This window comes from Synechococcus sp. MU1643 (assembly GCF_020514095.1).
Lineage (GTDB): Bacteria > Cyanobacteriota > Cyanobacteriia > PCC-6307 > Cyanobiaceae > Parasynechococcus.
Window position 1 is genome coordinate 456,040 of record NZ_VTKY01000001.1, and the last position, 18,738, is coordinate 474,777.

19 protein-coding genes are annotated in these 18,738 nt (G+C 58.6%); 12 read left to right on the forward strand and 7 right to left on the reverse strand.

Features of this window, described 5'->3' with window-relative positions; genetic code table 11:
* The first annotated feature begins 2 nt into the window (after positions 1–2).
* A complete protein-coding gene (locus tag FZX09_RS02795) occupies positions 3–275 on the forward strand; it encodes a DUF4090 family protein (protein ID WP_226399774.1) in 273 nt (90 codons plus the stop codon).
* 34 nt (positions 276–309) lie between these two features.
* Here the strand turns inward: FZX09_RS02795 and FZX09_RS02800 are convergent, their stop codons facing one another.
* On the reverse strand, positions 310–540 hold the full coding sequence (locus FZX09_RS02800) for a hypothetical protein (protein WP_226399776.1): 231 nt from the start codon (positions 538–540) through the stop codon (positions 310–312).
* 111 nt (positions 541–651) lie between these two features.
* Here FZX09_RS02800 and FZX09_RS02805 point away from each other — a divergent pair, with 111 nt between their 5' ends.
* Positions 652–1,047 (forward strand): DUF2237 family protein, encoded by a 396-nt coding sequence (locus tag FZX09_RS02805; RefSeq protein WP_226399778.1) that lies wholly within the window; start codon positions 652–654, stop codon positions 1,045–1,047.
* Here FZX09_RS02805 and FZX09_RS02810 read toward each other — a convergent pair.
* Complete coding sequence (locus tag FZX09_RS02810) at positions 1,029–1,757, reverse strand: SDR family oxidoreductase (RefSeq protein ID WP_226399780.1); 729 nt, start codon at positions 1,755–1,757, stop codon at positions 1,029–1,031. The genes FZX09_RS02805 and FZX09_RS02810 overlap by 19 nt on opposite strands.
* Before the next feature lie 76 nt (positions 1,758–1,833).
* On the opposite strand from FZX09_RS02810, the gene FZX09_RS02815 reads away from it, so the two are divergent.
* From FZX09_RS02815 to FZX09_RS12010, 3 genes are all read left to right on the forward strand, one after another.
* Positions 1,834–2,718: a SpoIID/LytB domain-containing protein gene (locus FZX09_RS02815; protein ID WP_226399782.1), complete on the forward strand. Its 885-nt coding sequence runs from the start codon at positions 1,834–1,836 to the stop codon at positions 2,716–2,718.
* Positions 2,708–3,553 (forward strand): DUF4922 domain-containing protein, encoded by an 846-nt coding sequence (locus FZX09_RS02820; protein WP_226399784.1) that lies wholly within the window; start codon positions 2,708–2,710, stop codon positions 3,551–3,553. The genes FZX09_RS02815 and FZX09_RS02820 overlap by 11 nt, the downstream gene beginning before the upstream one ends.
* A gap of 547 nt (positions 3,554–4,100) precedes the next feature.
* Entirely contained in the window at positions 4,101–4,298 is a 198-nt protein-coding gene (locus FZX09_RS12010; RefSeq protein ID WP_226400344.1) for a sigma factor-like helix-turn-helix DNA-binding protein, read from the forward strand.
* Here the strand turns inward: FZX09_RS12010 and FZX09_RS02835 are convergent.
* The gene (locus FZX09_RS02835; protein ID WP_226399788.1) at positions 4,283–4,468 is read right to left on the reverse strand and encodes a hypothetical protein; all 186 of its coding nucleotides are present in this window, start codon (positions 4,466–4,468) and stop codon (positions 4,283–4,285) included. The two genes, FZX09_RS12010 and FZX09_RS02835, sit on opposite strands and share 16 nt — an antisense overlap.
* A gap of 155 nt (positions 4,469–4,623) precedes the next feature.
* On the opposite strand from FZX09_RS02835, the gene FZX09_RS02840 reads away from it, so the two are divergent.
* The gene (locus FZX09_RS02840) at positions 4,624–6,150 is read left to right on the forward strand and encodes a DUF3370 family protein (protein WP_226399790.1); all 1,527 of its coding nucleotides are present in this window, start codon (positions 4,624–4,626) and stop codon (positions 6,148–6,150) included.
* Between the two features lie 78 nt (positions 6,151–6,228).
* On the forward strand, positions 6,229–7,176 hold the full coding sequence (locus tag FZX09_RS02845; protein ID WP_226399791.1) for a molecular chaperone DnaJ: 948 nt from the start codon (positions 6,229–6,231) through the stop codon (positions 7,174–7,176).
* A gap of 62 nt (positions 7,177–7,238) precedes the next feature.
* On the opposite strand, the gene FZX09_RS02850 is transcribed toward FZX09_RS02845, so the two are convergent.
* Positions 7,239–7,598: a YqhA family protein gene (locus tag FZX09_RS02850; RefSeq protein ID WP_226399792.1), complete on the reverse strand. Its 360-nt coding sequence runs from the start codon at positions 7,596–7,598 to the stop codon at positions 7,239–7,241.
* A gap of 697 nt (positions 7,599–8,295) precedes the next feature.
* On the reverse strand, positions 8,296–8,790 hold the full coding sequence (gene apcD / locus FZX09_RS02855) for an allophycocyanin subunit alpha-B (protein ID WP_226399796.1): 495 nt from the start codon (positions 8,788–8,790) through the stop codon (positions 8,296–8,298).
* 100 nt (positions 8,791–8,890) lie between these two features.
* Here apcD and rlmD point away from each other — a divergent pair, with 100 nt between their 5' ends.
* Positions 8,891–10,288, forward strand: a complete 1,398-nt coding sequence (gene rlmD, locus FZX09_RS02860) for a 23S rRNA (uracil(1939)-C(5))-methyltransferase RlmD (protein ID WP_226399798.1) — start codon at positions 8,891–8,893, stop codon at positions 10,286–10,288.
* On the opposite strand, the gene pheT is transcribed toward rlmD, so the two are convergent.
* Complete coding sequence (gene pheT, locus FZX09_RS02865) at positions 10,278–12,701, reverse strand: phenylalanine--tRNA ligase subunit beta (protein ID WP_226399800.1); 2,424 nt, start codon at positions 12,699–12,701, stop codon at positions 10,278–10,280. The genes rlmD and pheT overlap by 11 nt on opposite strands.
* Before the next feature lie 126 nt (positions 12,702–12,827).
* On the opposite strand from pheT, the gene rpmG reads away from it, so the two are divergent.
* Genes rpmG through FZX09_RS02880 form a run of 3 tightly spaced genes read left to right on the forward strand, consistent with a single transcriptional unit; the run spans position 12,828 to position 15,329 of the window.
* Complete coding sequence (gene rpmG / locus FZX09_RS02870) at positions 12,828–13,028, forward strand: 50S ribosomal protein L33 (RefSeq protein ID WP_028952014.1); 201 nt, start codon at positions 12,828–12,830, stop codon at positions 13,026–13,028.
* 38 nt (positions 13,029–13,066) lie between these two features.
* Positions 13,067–13,288, forward strand: a complete 222-nt coding sequence (gene rpsR / locus FZX09_RS02875) for a 30S ribosomal protein S18 (protein WP_006041316.1) — start codon at positions 13,067–13,069, stop codon at positions 13,286–13,288.
* A gap of 10 nt (positions 13,289–13,298) precedes the next feature.
* Entirely contained in the window at positions 13,299–15,329 is a 2,031-nt protein-coding gene (locus FZX09_RS02880) for a ribonuclease catalytic domain-containing protein (protein WP_226399802.1), read from the forward strand.
* On the opposite strand, the gene FZX09_RS02885 is transcribed toward FZX09_RS02880, so the two are convergent.
* Positions 15,317–17,104 (reverse strand): FAD-dependent oxidoreductase, encoded by a 1,788-nt coding sequence (locus FZX09_RS02885; protein WP_226399803.1) that lies wholly within the window; start codon positions 17,102–17,104, stop codon positions 15,317–15,319. The two genes, FZX09_RS02880 and FZX09_RS02885, sit on opposite strands and share 13 nt — an antisense overlap.
* An 86-nt stretch (positions 17,105–17,190) precedes the next feature.
* Here FZX09_RS02885 and metG point away from each other — a divergent pair, with 86 nt between their 5' ends.
* A complete protein-coding gene (gene metG / locus FZX09_RS02890) occupies positions 17,191–18,735 on the forward strand; it encodes a methionine--tRNA ligase (RefSeq protein ID WP_226399805.1) in 1,545 nt (514 codons plus the stop codon).
* Positions 18,736–18,738: the final 3 nt, after the last annotated feature.

The following is an 18,738-nucleotide window of genomic DNA, read 5'->3' on the forward strand; positions in this document are numbered from 1 at the left end:
CCATGGCAATTGCCGGACCGGATGGTGTCGACGCCGCCATCACAGCGGGTGTGGATCTTGATGGAAGTCCAATCCCTGAAGCGATGCTCGCTCTCTACAACCAGGTGATGGATCTGGAAAGTCAGCGCGCTCGCAGTGGTGTTCTGAAATCGATGCGCAACCGGGTGGTCAAGACCGGAGCCAAGCATTTCGACCAGGAAACGCTCAATCAGAGGCTCCAGGAGGCCGGATGGGACGGTCTGAAGGACAAGGAGATCGCTTTCTTTTACGGATGATCTCCCAGTGACGGAGACACAGCCTCTGCCGGGCTCAGTCCTGGCAGAGCTTCTCCATTGTGTCGATCACCTCTTGCTGAAACGATTCCAAGGCATTGGACTCGCTCAGATCAAGGCCTTCGCCAGCAGCGTTCTGGGCTAGGTCCTGGAAATGAAAGGCTCCCTCTCCATTGGCCAGGAACTCGATCGCCGAGCTTTCTCCGCTCTCGCGAAACGCATCGCAAAGCGCGAGAAACGCAGCGTCTTCAGTGAACTCCCAATCCATCGAGTGGACATGACTGAATGACCTTTAACCCGCTCCCCCAGGGGTTCGTCAACTGTCTGAAGTCAAAATGTGCCAGTCCTTGGGCAGACTCCCCCTTAATTCAGCGCTCAGATGTCCAGCAGTAGCCCCGAATTTCCGCCGGCCATGAACGTTCTTGGCGACCCATTACAGAACTGCAGTTGTGAGCCGATGACGGGTTGGTATCGCAATGGTCTCTGCCAAACCGATCCATCGGATCTCGGCCAGCACAGCATCTGCTGCGTGATGACCGAGCAATTTCTTAGTTACAGCAAGGCCCAGGGCAATGATCTGACCACTCCGATGCCCGCCTTTCAGTTCCCGGGCTTGAAACCGGGGGACCACTGGTGCGTCTGTGCGCCGCGTTGGAAGCAGGCCTATGAAGATGGCGTCGCACCGCTGGTGCGCTTGGAAGCAACGGAAGACACGGCCCTGAAGGTGGTCAGCCTTGAGCAGCTGCAGCAGCACGCTCACCAATCGATCGACTGACCGTCCCAGGCGAGAAAAGCTCCTGACTGTTCTGGAGTCTGTTGCAGCAATATTTCCACCAACTGTTGAGCGGCCCGTTCGGGGGAGAACAACTTGTCCGGTGCCACGAAGCTCTGGAATGGACGAGACAGGGCTGTGTTCGTCGTGCCTGGGTGCAGCAGGCTCACAGTGGCCATCGGCCAACGGCGGGCCCATTCAATGCTTAAGCAGCGCAGCAGTTGGTTCTGAGCCGCCTTGGCCGCTCTGTAGCCGTACCAGCCACCGGTACGGTTGTCTCCAATGCTGCCCACGCGAGCGCTGAGGCTGGCGAAATGGAAGGGTTGATCCCGCTGCAGCAGAGGCTCGATTGATTTGGCCAGGAGGATCGGAGCCATGGCATTGATGCCGAATTGCTGCTCCAACTGGGAACGCTCGACCTGTTGAAGACGTTTTTCCGGCTGAAGTTCAGGACCATGCAGACGGCCGCTGCAGTTGAACACCAAGCGAAGCGGCAGGCCCTCAGCACGCAGGCTCATTCCCAGTCGATCCAGGTCGCTGTCGTTTTCGAGGTCAAGCTGCAGTGAGGATTCCGGTGGTCCATGACGTCCGGCTGTCAAAACCTTCAGATCAGGGCAGCACTGCTTCAGTTCCGCCGCCACTGCTGATCCGATTCCACCGGGGCCAACCACCAGGGCCAGGCCAATCCAGTTGGTCGAGGCTGTTTCGACCATGTGATCTTGCTGCGGAGTGGAGATCGTCTAGCGGAAATCAGGCATCATCGGCTGGAGGCTCTGCTGAGCAGTTCTGGTGCCGCTTCACCGTTACTTCTGGCTCCCTGCCGTGCTGGGAAGCCTGCTCATGGCCGCTTTGATCGGCTGGTTGGCTCGGCCACTCCCGCAGCGGCCTGATCAGCCAACCTCAGGCCTGCTTGAGCTGCTCGAGACCGATTCAACTGTTGGTGCCAGTGTTGTCCCCAGGGTGCCGCCGGTTGCTGATCCTGATCACGTGCCACTGGAGATCCGCGTCGGTTTGGTCAGCCAAAGTCCCATCACAGCCTTCCAGCCAGGCCCCGACGTTTTGTGTCGCAACCAGAACGGCTCTTTGATTCCTTCTCAACAGCTGGGTAAGAGGATTGCTTCATCCACCCCAAAGGAGATTCATTGCTCCGGCGGACCTCTTCAGATCAACCAGCACCACTATCGAGGCGATGTATCGCTGCTCAAAGGCCAAGGTGATTGGCTTCCTGTGGTCTCCCTTGCCCTGGAAACCTATGTGGCCTCAGTGGTTGGCGCCGAAATGCCGAGCCAGTGGCATCAGAAAGCCCTGAAGGCGCAAGCCGTTGCAGCTCGCTCATATGCGATGGCGCACCTCGCCAGACCCGCAACAACGGCTTATCACCTTGGGGACACAACCCGTTGGCAGGTATTCGCAGGGGAGAAGAGCACTACACAGGCGAGTCGCTCAGCCACTCCGCAGCCCCGGGGAATGATCCTCAGTTACAGCGGTGGCATTGTGGAGAGCCTCTACGCGTCAAACGCGCAAGTCAGTGCTGAAGCCCATGGCCATCTCGGCGCAAGCATGAGTCAAACCGGGGCACAGCATCTGGCCAGTCAGGGACTTCCCTTCAACGCCATTCTCGGCAGGTACTACGCAGGAGCCTCGCTGGCACGGTTGACTTGGCATGACCAGTGAACTGCTTCGAAAAGCGACAGAGGTCACGGTCGCAGCGACAGCATCCGGAGCGCTGGTGCCGCTCGACACCTCGTTGACCCACCTATTGGGGGAGGGAGGAAGCCGCTTTGAGTTACGGCATCTCCTCAGCGCCACACCAAAGCACCTTCGAGCATCGGGTCCAAAGCCGAATCCATTTCTTCCCTGGGATCAACGTCTGGAGGTTGATCGGATTGGTGATTCCCACGTCGTGATCCTGAACAAATATCCAGTTCAGACCTCCCACATGTTGCTCATCACCCAGGACTGGCAACCCCAGACCGGTTGGTTGTCCATGGAGGATTGGCAGTCCCTCGCCCGGATTGATGCGACGACGACGGGGCTGTGGTTTTTCAACAGTGGTCCAGATGCCGGTGCGAGTCAGCCGCACCGGCATCTGCAGCTGTTACCCCGTGCAGCAGGGGAGCGCATCTGTGCTCGGGACGGTTGGTTTCGACGCTGCGCTCAGGACGCAACCTCGTCTGTTCAGGATCCTCTGTTGCGCAGTTCACGGGTCGCAGCGATCAGTTCAACCCTGACGGGTGAAACGCTTCAAGATCGCTATCTCGCTCTTGCACAAGACCTCGGTCTGGGTCACCCCAGCACCGACGACTGCCCCCGGGGGGCCTACAACCTGCTGCTCTCAAGGGAGTGGATGGCCATCGTTCGCCGCAGAAGGGAGGGCATTCGTGGTTTCAGCGTCAACGCTCTCGGCTTCGCCGGATCCTTGTTGAGTACTGAGGCCTCCGATCGGCAATGGATTCAGGATTCAGGACCAGAGGCTCTGCTTCAAGCCGTTGTTGACGCTGACGACTGAACCAAAGCTCCGTGACAAAGACGTCACCAGGAACGCAACGGTGCAGTGGTGCCACTGATGCCGTGGCTTGCTTTTCTCTGCCAAGGCTGTAGTTGCACTCACAACCATCCATGGGACAAGACCTGCCTTAAGCGTCGAAACCGTCAGATCCAGGACAACCTGCATCTGGTTCAACCCATTGCCCGCCATTACGCCCAGCAGACAGGCCTAGAGAACGGTGATCTCTTGCAAGTGGGATGTCTGGGGCTGATCAAGGATTGCAACCGCTACGACGCACTGCGTGGGGAAACTTTCCAAGCTTCGCCAAGCCGCACATCCGGGGAGCCATACTTCATTTCCTCCGTGACAGCGTTGGTTTGATTCGACTCCCAAGGGCCGTTGAGGAAAGGGCCATGCGGATGATGCGAAGCCCCGGAGGCTCTGGTCTGAGCCCAGCCGATTCACTTGTGGTTGACCACTACCGCAATCAGCAGCACTAGGAAGAATTCAACGACGATCTGCTCAATGACACGCCGGAAGGAATCGAGTTGCTCGAACGTTCAGAAGCCTGGAGCAGGGTGAAAAGGTTTTCCGCAAACTTGAAAAACACGACGAATGCGCCTTACAGAAGGTCGTCATCGATGGAATGAGTCTGAGGCAAACAGCTCAACAGCCTGGGATTTCAGCGATGACTGTTCAGCGTCGGGTTAAACGCGCCCTCAACAGCCTTTCCAAAGAGTTGAACGCTGCTCAGCTGGACGCCTGAGCGTCGCGATCCATTTGTTCTTGGAGAGTTTTGATGGCGGCATTGAGGGCCGACAGCTGCCGTTCTGCACTATCACGCCAGAACCGCAGCATCGACAACTTCCTTTCTTGATGCTGGCGGCGCAGGGTCGTGTGATCGGTGCTGGTGCTGCAGCAGAAAGGTGGGAGCATGTCAGCGAGTCAAATCGCATAAATCCTGACGGATTTCCAGGCCTGGTGCGACTCTCCAATCACTTGGCTGTGGCAGGTGGTGGAACTACGTTGTGGGTTCACGACATCCACTCAGTGGTGTTGACGTCCTTGCGAACACCACAACAGCAAGCCGCATGAGTCTCAGGCGAGTCCCATTATTGGTCTTAGCCTGTGTCTCGCTTGCGGGACTTGAGTTTGGGTTGCAGTGCCGTGCTGAGGCTTATGTCGCCTTGATGGCTGGTCAGCGCGCACGCCCCCTCAACGGAACGTTTAACAACGTCCCGGTTCTGCATTCCAATCAACCGGAGATCGTCACCGGACCTGGAATCCTGGTGAACACCGCTGCCGGGTCTGCTGTCGCAGCCGAGTCGAATCAGCCGCTCCGCAATGCCGCTTACACCTTCAATGGTGAGTTCGGCGTTCATATGCATCACAAGTACTACCCCCAAGACCAGTCAAAGCTCGGCGGACGACGATCCAGGGGCTTGATGACCTTGGCTCTAATCGCGACAAATCCAGGACCGACGTCGATCACGCTGGATTTCGACCGTGGTTCCGTCAAAAATAGTTTTGAAGCGCCATATCACCCGAATCGGCTAATGGGGGTTAAACCCCTCGGGAAGCGCCCCTGGAACACCGGTCCTGGCGATGCCACCGCCGTTCAACTGCTTCGCGGAGAACTGGATCGCAAGTTGCCCGAACGCGTCGTGATCCCTGCTGGAGGACGTCGTGTTGTGGTGAGCACTGTTCTCCCCGCCCGTGGCATTGCCAACGGCCTTTTGAAGGGACGCAGCAATGGTCCTTTCACGATGGCTGTTGTTGCTGCTGAGCAATCAGCGCAGGATTCAGATCTCTTTGCGGTTCTGCAGTCAGAGCGTCTGGCCCCTGGGCGGATTTACTTGAATCGGATTCGAGAGATTCAGCTGGGCCGCGTCTTCTCCCGAGTGGCCGGCGTTGCCCTTGGTGATGCTTACAAGGCAGAGATCAGCCACGACCTCAACCAGGGTCCACTGCATGTGCCCCTAACAAGCACGAAGCGGCATCACTTCGGCACCAGCGATGTTCAGGTCAATCCGTTGACCACACGGATGATCGATTCTGCTCTGAATAACGTTGGCACCTATGGAGTTCGCTACGACGTAACCCTGAATGTTTCTGGGACAGGGCCCCATCAACTCGTGCTCAGTCACCCGGTTGTGTCTGGCAAGAAGACCTTCACTGCCTTTCGAGGATCGCTTCAGATTGCTCAGGATCGAACTCTTCAAGAGGTTCACGTTGGCATGCGCTCAGGCGAGAGCCTGGCCCTGGCTGATCTCAACCTGGCACCTGGTACTCGCAAGGCTGTGAAGGTGAGTTTGGTTTATCCAGCCGATGCCACCCCAGGCCATCTCCTCAGTGTTGTTCCCGTTCAGCAGCTGGCCATGATTCATCGTCGCCAGCAACAGCAGCGAAACGCCCAGCTAAAAATTGCGGACACCAAATCACGGAAGGTGGGACCGAAAACCGCTCCCCCTCCTCCTGAGATAAAGCCCATTGTTGCGAATCCTGCTCCTGGGAAGCCAGCTCCTGTGATCCCTGCAGTGCTCCCCGTCACCACCCCGCGTTACGGCGATGTGATTCGATCTCAACAGCAATGGTTGCTGCAGCTTCAGGGTCGATAACCTTCCCAAAGGTGGATTGAACTTTTGAGCGGCGAGGACTCAAAACGTCAACGCATCTCCGTGGAGATGTCAGAGCCCATGGTCGCGTTGATTGACCAGCTCAAGGGTGAATACGGAGCACGTTCCCGTGGGCGTGTGCTTGAGATGTTGTTGCAGGATCTGATCGACCCTGGCGATGCAGCTTCGGATCCTGAGGTCACTCCCCTGGAGGACGCTGCTGAACCAGCGTCCTCCAACAGGTCCGATGAGGTCACCAGTCTCGTTCTGATCTCAACGGGCAACCATCAAGAAGGCCTTGAAGAAACTCCAACCTCAGCATCTGGGCTTCCCTCTGGGGGTGGACCTTCGGGCATCGATCTGCCGGGGTTCGTCAGTAAGCGCACCAGTCAGCTCAAAGCGACCCTTCGCTCTCCGCAGCCACGGGAATCTCCTCAGAACGATCCCCTTGTCTCAACGGTGGACCCAGCCGAATTAAAGGAGGCCAGTGCTGCAGCTGAAGAGCACTGGAGGTCCCTGTATGGCCAACCGCCGGGCCCAACCGTGATTGAAGCCGCCATGACCTGGTTGGCGCGTGATGTCTGGTCCAGCACCGATGCGAGTGATGGGCGTCCTTTCACATGGTCTGCCGCCAACGCGGCCGTTGAGACACTCTGTGTCGGTTGGGAGTCCAGTGATCCATCGCTCGGGCGGGTGATGGTGGTGGCAGGTGCTCTTGAAGATCCCTTTGCTACGTCTTCATTGGCGGAGCGCATGCCGACTCTGATCCGTCGGTTCGTGAACCGTTTCCGTCGCAGCCGGCAGGTCACCTCCTTCGAAACTCTTGAATCAACGATGACGGTGCACGGAGCTCTGAAGCTGTTGGGTCTGTCAACGCAAGCAGGTACCTCGGTCACCCTTAGCTCGATTCGAGAGGCTTACAAACAAAGGGCTCTTGAAGAACATCCCGATGCGGGTGGCTCCACCGATGCGATGCGGCGCCTCAATGAGGCCTATCGGTTGCTTCGCGAGCTGTACCGGAACCGTTGATCAGCTGTCGCGCTGTAGATGCGCTATGAGACTAGATTCGAGTCTTATTCGAGACGTTTGCGTTATGTCTCGTGGCTGGTTCCGTGGCTGCGAACAATCAACCAAGTGCTGAGGGCCAGCATGGCCACAGAGCCGCACAGCGCCAGCAGATAGGTGGCGTCGTTCACTTCGAAGCCAATAGTCTTTTTGAACGCAGCGACAATCAAGCCAACAACAATCACATTGGACAGATTGTTTTTCAGGCTTTGCAGGCTGTTCACCGAGAGAATTTTGTTGTGTTGCTCTGCGCCATCTTCAAGGCGTGGATCAAGGTCTGAGATCACCAGTTCATAGATGCCGTAGCCAAAGATCAGCAGGGCAATGCCGATTACGAAGTAATCACCCCCCCCCCACCACCATCTGGGCGATTGTTTGGGCAGCAACGATCTTGGTCCTGAACGGTAGGCGCATGATCACCAGAAAAGCATTGAAGACTTCAATCGCCCCGATCACAAAACAGCTAACGCTTCCGAGCAGGCTTAGTACCACCGGCACAATGCTGATCAACCGGAATTGTCAGATCAGCCGCTAAAACCGTCGTTCAATCCATCGCGTTGACATGGCTCATTCCAATCAACGCAATCGTAAGTCTCGGCTGAGACACAAGGCCAGTCTTGAAACCAGTCTTGCCTGAGATAAATGCTAATTATAAAGATTCAAAAAGTGCCCTGTTTCGCTTGTTGCACGCAAAGAGAATGTTGCTGTTCTTCGCGCGAAACAGCCTTCTTTGAAGGTCCTTGCAGTGGTCCAGGGCCAGTCCAGGCACCATCTGAGATACGCAAAATGAAGACACCTCAATGCTTTAGAAGCTCGCGTACCTGCTGTTGACACAGGTACGCAGCCTGAGCTGTGGCTTTTTCGGCTTTGATGGCCTGAATGAATGTTGTCTCTAATTGCTTGTATAGGACTCGTTGCGGGACTCATGTAGTGTCTTGCCTTGTAATTCCGAGACAAATGGTGTGCCGCATAGGTCGCATCCAAGACGCGTATTGAGTCCTGTAAATAGTCTCAATTGCGATGACTTGGCAATAAAAAACCGGGCTCGAAGGCCCGGCTCCTTTGAGGGCGTTGACCTTTGAGTCAGGTGGACGTTTGCATGCCCTGAATCAAGAAGTCGAAATAGGGAGACGTGAGCTTCACCTGCTGTTCAGACAACAGAGACAGAGACGCTTCCTTCATGCACTTCATCGCCTCAACCATGCCAGGCATCGGAACACCCAGGCTGTTGTACATCTCGCGGGCGCCCACTAGACCGATCTCCTGGATCATTTCGGTGCTGCCAGCAAGAACTCCGTAGGTGATCAGACGGAGATACCAGCTGTAGTCACGCAGGCATTGAGCACGCTGCCGCTGACCGTAAGCGTTGCCGCCAGGAGCAACGTACTCGGGTTTGCGACCAAACAATTGCTTGGCGGATTCGTCGACGATCTTCTTTTCGTTCTCGGTCAGAACATTGACCACAGAAACGCGCATGGCGCCTTGGTCGAGGAAATCCACCATGGTGCGGAGTTCTCCGCTGGTGGGATACCGCAGATCGTCATCGGCCTGGAGGATGAGATCCCGGACAACGCTCATGGAACTGGGCAGGCTTCCTGGAGTTTAGTGGTCTCGACCCGTTCACCAGACCCTTCACTGCCCGGGTGTTACGCCATTGCAATGGCAGGGAACCGAGAGCATGACCAAAGTCGACAGCCCGAACAGCAGTGAACCGCGGCCGGGGCTCACCATCGAGCTTGAGGCTGTTGACCTCGACCGCGACGGAAAGGGCCTGGCCCGTTGGAACAACTGGGTGATCGTTGTTCCTGGTCTCTTGCCGGGGGAGCGCGCCACGGTTCAGCTGCAGCAACGCCAAAAGTCGCGCTGGTTGAGCCGTCGGGTGGATCAGATCTCTTTTTCCGAAGATCGACGCCGTCCTCCCTGCATTCTTTCTGATGACTGCGGTGGTTGCACCCTGCAACGCCTGGATGATCCCGCCCAATCCCGTTGGAAAGCCCAGCAGATTCAACAGACCATGCAGCGCATTGGGGGCATTGATGTTGCCCCCGCGGCAACTCTTGTTGATGACGAACGCTGTTTCGGTTACCGCAATAGAGCCCTGATCCCGCTGAAGCGAGACCAGAACGGCCGCCTGAAAGCCGGTTACTTCCGACCGAAGACCCACAAGATCGTCAACCTGAGCCACTGCCCGGTGCTCGATCCACGCCTGGACGTGTTGGTGGAACCACTCAAGCAAGACCTGGATGCAGGGGGGTGGCCGGCCGACCATGACCTGCTCGATGCCCAGGGCCTGCGTCACCTTGGGCTTCGTTTGGCCAGCGTTACTGGTGATGTGCTGATCACCTTGATCAGCAGCCATGCCCAGCTTTTTGGCCTTGAGGACCTCGCGCAGGGCTGGGTGCAGCGTTGGCCCGCGGTGAAAGGGGTCTGCCTCAACCTTCAACCCAAGGCCAACAACCTCGTTCTCGGTCGTACTACCCATTGCCTTGCCGGTGTTCCCACGATTGAGGACCAGTTCTGCGGCATCAAGCTCTCCCTCAGCAGCACCACCTTTGTTCAGGTGAATACGCCGCAGGCGGAACGCATCGTTCAGCTGCTCAGCGATTGGCTTTGGGATCAGTGCGGCGGCGGACGTGTGGTCGACGCCTATTGCGGCGTGGGGACCATTGCTCTGCCCCTGGCCAAGGCCGGTTTTGATGTTCAAGGTCTGGAACTGAACCCTGACTCGGTGGAGCATGCCCGGCTGAATGCCATGCACAACAGCCTCTCCTCCCGCTGTGCATTTCACGCCGGCGATGTGGCAGACCTCCTGGCTGCTCAGCTTGAGGACTGTCAGGCACTCGTGCTGGATCCACCGCGCCGGGGCCTCGATCAACGCGTGGTGGACACCATCCTTGAGCAGCCCCCTGGCGTGCTGGCCTACCTCAGCTGTGACCCCGCCACCCAAGCGCGGGATCTGAAAGCACTGCTACGGCCAACAGGCCCATACGAGCTGGAGATGCTCCAGCCTGTGGATTTCTTCCCCCAAACAACGCACCTTGAGTCGTTGGCGCTGTTGAAACGGATCAGCTCCTGAGCTCCGCCTGGAACTGCTTGCTCAACGCGGCGCGCACTTTGTCGTGAACGGGCTGAATTTTGTCGTCGGTGAGGGTTTCATTCTTGCCGCGGTAGCGCAGACGGAAGGCCTGGCTCACTTTGTTGTCGCCAAGCTGTTTGCCCTCAAAGCGATCCACCAGTTCCACCTGCTCCAGAAGAGGTTTGCCCGCCTTGCGGATGGCTTGGATTAGATCCGCAGCTGCACTGGATCGGTCGACCACCACAGCAAGATCCCTCTCGCTGAAGGGCACGGTTGGGTAGGGCTTGAAGGACGGTGTCCAGCGATTGCTGCGAGTGGCCGCATCCAGAAGTCGAACAAGGTCGAGTTCAAACAGATAGGTGGCTTCGGGAAGATCAAGCTCCTCAGCCGTGGCTGGGTGAAGTTGACCGAAACAGCCCAAGGGACGGCCTTCCAGCACCAAGGTGGCGGCCCGACCTGGATGGAGTCGTGCATCGTCGATCAGACGACGGTCGGACAGCTCCAGCTGAAGGGCCTCCATCACCCTGGTGAGAACGCCACGGGCCTGGTAATAGTCGGGCGCCTGCGGCTTGCCGCTGGTTGCCCAGGTGGAGAGGCGTCGATCTCCGCAGATCACGCCACCCAGAATTGCGGCTTGGCTGACGGATTCCGGGGATCCGCTGTAGGTGTTGCCGATCTCGAAGATGGAGCAACCCCGCTGCGACGCCTTCAGATTGCGAACACAGATCTGCAGGTGCTCTTCCCAGAGGTTCGTGCGCAGATGGCTTGTGTCGGCCAACAACGGATTGCTGATGGCGATGCGCTGTTCCTGCTCGGAACCAGGAACGAGCGACAGCGTGGTGACCTCCTGTAGCCCTGTTGCACAGAACAGCTGCCGGAGGCGCCGTTCCGCCTGCTGGCGCGGTGTGAGGGCACCGGGCTCCAGCGGATCTGGCAGATGAGCCTCAAACCGATCGAAGCCCACAAGACGAGCCACTTCCTCGATGAGATCAACTTCACGTTGCAGGTCTTGCCGTCTTGAGGGCGGTGCAATCACCTGCCATCCCTGCTCATGGGCTGAGAGCTGACAACCCAGGGCTGACAAGCAGTTTTCGATGCTGGTGTCATCCAGATTCTCCGGGCCATCGGCAGCATCGAGGGGGCCAAGCAGTTGATGCAGAGCACTGCGCCTCAACAGCACCGGTTCCGCTGCTCCAGGACCGGTGCCGCCCACCCAACGGCCCTTCTCCGAGCAGGAAAACTCCTGACTCAACAAGGTCGAGGCACGGGCTGAACAGGGCAGCGTCATTTCAATGGGTAAGCCCTTTTCGTATCGGCTGCTGGCATCAGTGCGCAAGCCCAGGGCCCGGGCGGACTGGCGAACCCGTGGCGGAGCAAACAAAGCGGACTCCAGCCAGATGTTTCGGGTTTTGGCGGTCACCCCACTCTCAAGAGTCCCCATTACACCTGCGATAGCCACAGGCCGGTCATGACAGGTGACGACCTGAACACGGCTGTCGAGGCTTCGCTTCTGATCATCCAGACCAACGAACGTTTCCCCGTCGCGAGCGGGACGGACAGCAAAACTCTTGGCATCCACCGGTTGGCCGGCCAGTTGTTCCAGCACATCGGCATCAAAGGCGTGGAGGGGCTGCCCCTGCTCCAGCATCACCAGATTGGTGACGTCAACCACGGCATTCACGCTGTTCACACCACCGTGCTCAAGACGCTGTTGCAACCAGGTTGGTGAGGGCTTGGAGCCATCCACACCCTCGACCCTTGTGATCGAGTAGAAGCAGCCGTCCAGCTCTGTGTTCAGCGGAGTGATGCTGGGATTCATATCCAGCTCGGGCAGGCTCAAGCTGCCACCGGTCAAGGCCGCCACCTCGCGAGCAATACCCACCATGGAGAGGCCGTCGGGACGATTGGCGGTAATGGCCAGCTCCAGAACGGTGTCGTCCAGTCCCAGCAGGGGCGCCACAGGCGACCCGGTTGGTGGCAGCGATTCCTGAAGCTCATCAAGGATGGCGATGCCGTCGGATTGCTCCGTGAGGCCCAGCTCGGTCAGGGAGCAGATCATTCCGTTGCTGGCGACACCCCGCAATTCGCCGGCTTTGATCGTCAAGCCAACGGCGGGGAGGGTGGCTCCGACCATCGCCACCGGAACATGGATGCCGGCACGAACGTTGCTGGCGCCACAAACGATCTGGATGGGCTCCTGAGCTCCGACATCCACCTTGCAGACACTCAGTTTGTCGGCATTGGGGTGTTTGTCCCGCTCCATCACATGGCCGACCACCACGCCCTTGGCCCTTGCGCTGAGGTCATCGACGTCGTCTACCTCAAAGCCCGCCATCGATAGGCGCTCGGAGAGATCGTCCACGGACTCATTCACCTGGACCAGCTGTTTCAGCCAGGAGATGGATACCCGCATCGGATCTATGCCAAACAGCGCGCGATCTTAGGAAGTCCCCTAGGGAGAGCTGCTTAAGCCCCGTCGGGTCAGGGGGTAAGCTCAATGTTTGTCATTTCGCTTCGCACCTGCGGCGCTACGTCCTTTATGGCCAAGAACAAGGGCGTCCGGATCGTTGTCACTCTTGAGTGCACCGAATGCCGGTCCGTTCCCGCTTCCGAAAAGCGATCCCCCGGCGTGTCTCGCTACACGACGGAAAAGAATCGCCGGAACACCACTGAAAGGCTTGAGCTGATGAAGTTCTGCCCTCAGCTCAACAAGATGACTCTTCACAAAGAGATCAAGTGAGCTTTTTGCTCGTCCAGCTTTTCAACTGTTCCTGATTCATGTCCAGCTCCTTTTTCAAGAAGCGTCTCTCGCCGATCAAGCCCGGTGATCCCATCGATTACAAGGATGTGGATCTTCTCAAGAAGTTCATCACCGAACGCGGAAAGATCCTTCCTCGTCGCCTCACCGGCCTCACCGCCAAGCAACAGCGTGATCTCACCAACGCTGTGAAGCGTGCACGCATCGTTGCTCTTCTGCCGTTCGTGAACCCCGAAGGTTGATCCTCGGGCGTTGAACAATTTCATTCAACCCGGAGACACCGTCGCGGTTGTTCTCAAGGGATCTCCTCTTCTCGGCCGTCTTCTGTCCATCAAGGGCAGCAAGGCGGTTCTTTCTTTTGGTGGTCAACGTCGTGACCAGGGCCTACCCCTGCGAGATCTGAGTGCCATTGATCCCGAGCATCTCTTCGATCACTGTGACCTGCCTGCCCCTGAGCAGGTGCAGGACAGCGCCCCATCAGCACGGGCCGTCGTCGAGGCCTGGCAGCTGCTGGAAACGGATCAACCGGGGGGTATGGGTCGTCTGAGTCTGTGTGAGCTGGGCGAGTTGGTGTTAACCCCGTTCAACCTCGCCGGTCTGGCAGCGCTGTGGGCCTGGCTGCATGGGAACCAACAGTTGTTCCGCTGGCGTCGAGACCGCTTGATCCAACCACTACCCCGCGAGGAGCGGGCCAGCCTGCGGCGCCAACGCCGTGCTGAGCGGCAAGCGCAACAGCATGAACAACGGCAGCTCGCGTTGCTGCGGGCGGAGCGAGGCCTCAGCGACGATGAACGCCTCGAACTCGGTAAGGTTTGGGATGAACGTTTCAGCCACTGGATTCAGTTGCTGAAAGACAATCCCGCGTCTGTGGGCTCCGACCGGGATCTCCAGCAGTGGTCGGCACAGTTATCGATCGGATCGGATGCAGCTGATCTGCGGCAGTGGTTGATCGTGCGGGAGTTGCTCGATCGCAATGAGCCCATTGGTTTGAGAGGCAGCGTTTGGTCTCGCAGTTTTCCCACTGATCTGGTGGAAGAAGCGAACCGCCTTGTTGCTTTGTCGAATGAACAGCTGCCTGGGGATGAGCAACGCATTGACCTCACGGACCTGGCGACCTACAGCCTGGACGATGCAGGAACCCGCGAAATTGATGACGCTCTTTCCCTGGAGTGTCGTGACGGCGTCGATTGGATCTGGATCCACATCGCTGATCCCAGTCGGTTGATCGGCATTGACTCCCCTCTCGATCAGGAAGCAAGACGCCGGGCTACCAGTTTGTATTTGGCGGACGGTGTGATGCCCATGCTCCCTCTTGAGCTGGCAGCCGGTCCCCTCAGCCTGCGGGCCGGGAGGCGTTGTGCAGCCTTGAGTGTGGCCGTTCGCCTTGATGACGCTGGTGCTGTGGCGGAACAACGGATTGCGCGCAGCTGGATTCAACCCCGCTACGGCCTCACCTACACCGATGGTGATGAGCTGATCGAGTTGGCTCCCCCAGGCGATGAAGCCTTGTCAGATCTCTCGCGACTCTTGATTCAGCGCATGCGCTGGCGCCGAGCCAAAGGGGCCGTGATGTTCGACCGTCCCGAAGGACGCTTCCGCTGCAGCGATGGGGCGTTGACGCTGCAGGTGATTGACCCGTCACCCTCCCGCCTGATGGTGAGTGAAGCGATGCTGCTGATGGGCGCTGTTGTGGCCAGCTTTGGGGAAGAGCACAATCTGCCGCTGCCCTTCCGCAGTCAGCCTGCGGCGGAGCTGCCCTCCAGCGATGAACTCGATCGAATCCCCGAGGGACCAGCCCGTGATGCGGCGATCAAGCGCTGCTTGAGCCGTGGCGTGCAGGGAACGCGACCCATGCCTCATTACAGCCTCGGGCTTGAGGCCTATGTGCAGGCGACATCCCCGATTCGACGCTATGCCGATCTCATGGCCCACCGCCAGATAATTGCCCAGCTTTCGGAGATTGCACCGATGGATGAAGAGCATCTTGGGGAAGTGATCGACGATCTCGATGATCCATTACGCCAATCCATTCAGATCAGCCGTGAGGATCAGCGCCACTGGCAGCAGGTGTGGTTCGCTGAGCATCAGAGCACCGTTTGGTCGGCACAATTCCTGCGCTGGTTGCGTCCGCAGGATCGCTTGGCCCTGGTTCATGTCAGCGACCTGGCCATGGATCTGGTCGGTTGTGTGTCTGCCGCAGACCCTGAGCCCGGCGACGCTCTTGAGCTCAAGGTGGGTCGAGCTGACCCTGTACGCGGTGAGCTGCAGCTTCAGTTGGCCTGATCCAGAACCCCTGTGATCCGCACCCAGGGACCCCATGGGTTTTGCACGCCGCGCAGACTCACCGTTTGGCCGGCCTGATCAGAGGCGGAAAGCCAGCGGTGAACAGCAGGTTCCAGCGTGATAAGGGGCCAGATCCCTTCTGCGGTTTGCAATTGGTAGCCCTCCTGAAGGTTGCCTGTAAGCACACCACTGAGGCCGACCTCATGAGGCTGGTTTGGCGCCTGGTTCACTCCGGGGTGAATGAGCGTGCTGGCCCGTGGGCCTGAAAGGCAGCCTGATGCATCCAGGTGTTCAGGCTGAGCCAAGCCCTGCTCCTGAGCTGTAACCCAGTAGGGATGCCAAAGCGGCCAGTCCCAGATCGGGAGCACTGCTGCAGGGGCTTGGGGCTCGTGGATCAGTGCTGACTGGATGGCATCAACCGCCAGATCACCAACGGCACAGCCATGACGAACGGCCATGCCCGCTGCAAGACCCGCCACCTGGCCCAGATTGAGGATCAAGGGCTGCAACCGCGTTGCCCCATTGGCCATGTGGCTGACGCTGAAGCCTTTCTCCGCCATCACAAGGTTGGGAATCGATTCTGAGATCAAGGCATCAAAGGGGATGCAGAAGGGTGTACCGCTCCAACGCCCTCCCCAACGCACACTTTTCGTTGCGAGGGGCCAGTCTCCACCAGGGTAGTGATGGTCATTGGCGTAGGTGCCCACAGCGATGCTGGTGCAGCGTCCCTGGACATCGATCGGGAGCGGTCCTCGCAGGGCTCCCTTGGCCATCGGCAAGAGGTCTCGTTCCGTGACCGTTGATCGACCTATCAGCCGCCGACCTTCCCGCCAGTACGGCATCAACGCGAGGCTGGGGTCTTCACCTGGAAAAGCCTTCCCTGCAGCGATCCAACCGCCGCTGCATTCCGACAGTGCCGCGAGAAAATCCTTGCTGTGCCCCTGCATCTCTTGGGTCAGCTCTGCACGAACCTCGGCATCCGCACTGAGAGCTCGATCGAGTCCTTGGTGCCAGTCGTTGCCCTCCAGGGGCCAATTCAGCATGACCAGTCCGTTGGGCAGACGGCCATAGGTGATGGTTTTCTCAAGGCCGAAACTGGCGATGCTCCGATCAAACGGAATGTGCGGGATCGCATCGGCACGCTGCGGGGCAAGTTTTCCATGCAACTGACCCATCACCACCCAGGTGGGTGACTGAATGGGTTGCTGTTGAAAGAACGCTTCGCTCTCGAGCCGGCACTGATCGGGGGCGCTGGGTTCATCCCAGATCTCCTTGGCTTCCCAACCCCAGCGAAAAGGAGTCGACGAAAGGGCAAGCAGATCACCCAGGTCGCTGCCGTCAACAAACACTTTGGCGGAGAAGGTTTCGACACCATTTGCGCTGTGGATGTCCACGGAACGGAGGCACCCCTGCTGGCATTGCACCCGCTCCAGCCTGCAGTGGGGACGCCATTCCAGCTTGGGCTCAGCCGTCACCCAGCGTTGCAGGATCCGTTCGGCTGTTAGCGGCCTGTATCCGAAACAGCTCACCCAGTTCTGGTCGAGCCCGCTCGGCTCCTCCATCTCCAGCTGCCGCAGAAATGCGCCCCAAATCCCGGTCTGCCAACAGGTCAGTTCATGCCCATCCGGGGCGCAGACCCCTGCCGAACTCACCATGCCCCCAAGCCAAGGGCCGGGTGTGAACAGTGTCGTGTCCGCTCCTGATCTTGCGCTCTGCAGAGCAGCAGCAACGCCTCCGCAGCCACCACCCCAAACCACCACGTCGCGTTGGGTCATGGCGAGGTCGGTTTGGCGTGGAGCGCGATGGGCATGCTCGTTAGAGTCTGTCGTCGCTGCGGTGCAGCGGAGTTCGAACTTTTCTGATGCCCTACACCCTTACGACTCCGCTCTATTACGTCAACGATCGTCCCCATCTGGGCAGCACCTACACGACCCTCGCCTGTGACGCCCTGGCTCGCTTCGAGCGACTCCGGCTGGAGAAGGTGACCTTCGTAACCGGGGTTGATGAGCACGGTCAGAAGATTCAACGCACGGCAGAACGTCAGCAGCTGAGCCCGCAAGATCACTGCGACCGCGTCAGCAGCCGCTACCGCGATCTCTGGAATCAGTGGGGGATTTCCGACGATCGCTTCGTGCGCACCACCAACCCGCGCCATTTGGAGTTGGTGGAGCAGTTCTACGAACGGGTGAAGGCATCCGGCGACATTGTTGTCGGTAAACAGACCGGCTGGTACTGCGTTGATTGCGAGGAATACAAGGACGATCCGGCCGAGGCGGAGTCGCCTTCCTGTTCGATCCACCGCAAGCCTCTGGAATGGCGCGATGAGGAGAACCTCTTCTTTCGGCTCTCTCGCTATCAATCTGCCATTGAAGAGTTGGTGGCTCGGGATGACTTCATCGCGCCTGCCAGCAGACGACAGGAAGTGCGCAATTTCGTCGCCCAAGGATTGCGCGACTTCTCCATTTCACGGGTGAATGTGTCCTGGGGCCTTCCAGTACCTGACCATCCCGGTCACACCTTCTACGTCTGGTTTGACGCCCTGCTGGGCTATCTCACAGCACTTCTCGATGACGGCGAAGCGGTGTCACTGGATCGGCTTGCCTCCTGCGGTTGGCCCGCCTCCGTGCACGTGATCGGTAAGGACATTCTTCGCTTTCATGCTGTCTTCTGGCCTGCCATGTGCATGTCTGCAGGGCTGCCGGTGCCGCAAAAGGTGTTTGGCCATGGCTTCCTCACCAGGGAGGGCCAGAAGATGGGCAAATCCCTTGGCAACGTGCTGGACCCGGAATTGTTGCTGGAACGATGCGGCACCGATGCCGTTCGTTGGTATCTATTGCGCGACATCCAATTCGGAGACGACGGAGATTTTCAACAACAACGCTTTGTGGATCTCGTCAACAACGACCTCGCCAACACCATCGGCAACCTGCTCAACCGCACCTCGTCGATGGCCCGCAAGTGGTTCGATGAAGGCGTCCCTCCGGCAGGAACAGCCTCAAGTGCTGACCATCCCATGGCTATCAAGGCTGCGGAAACCGTCAGTACGGTGATTCAGGCGATGCCGCAGCTTGCGTTCAAGACCGCGGCCGAGTCGATCCTTCAGTTGGCGATTTCTGCGAACGGTCATCTCAATGACACGGCGCCCTGGAGTCGCATGAAGGAACCCGGTCAAGAGGCGAGCGTTGCCGAAGATTTGTTTGCTGTGCTGGAAACCACCCGCATCGTTGGGCTTCTGCTTGCCCCGCTTTTGCCCGACCTCAGCGGGCGGATTCTTACCCAGCTTGGGCAGAGCTTGGATCCAAACAACTGGTCGAATCAGCTCAATTGGGGCAGGCTGAGCAGCGGTTCTGTGCTGCCGAAGCCAACACCGGTGATGCAGCGGTTGGAACTGGATGAACCCCTCTAAACA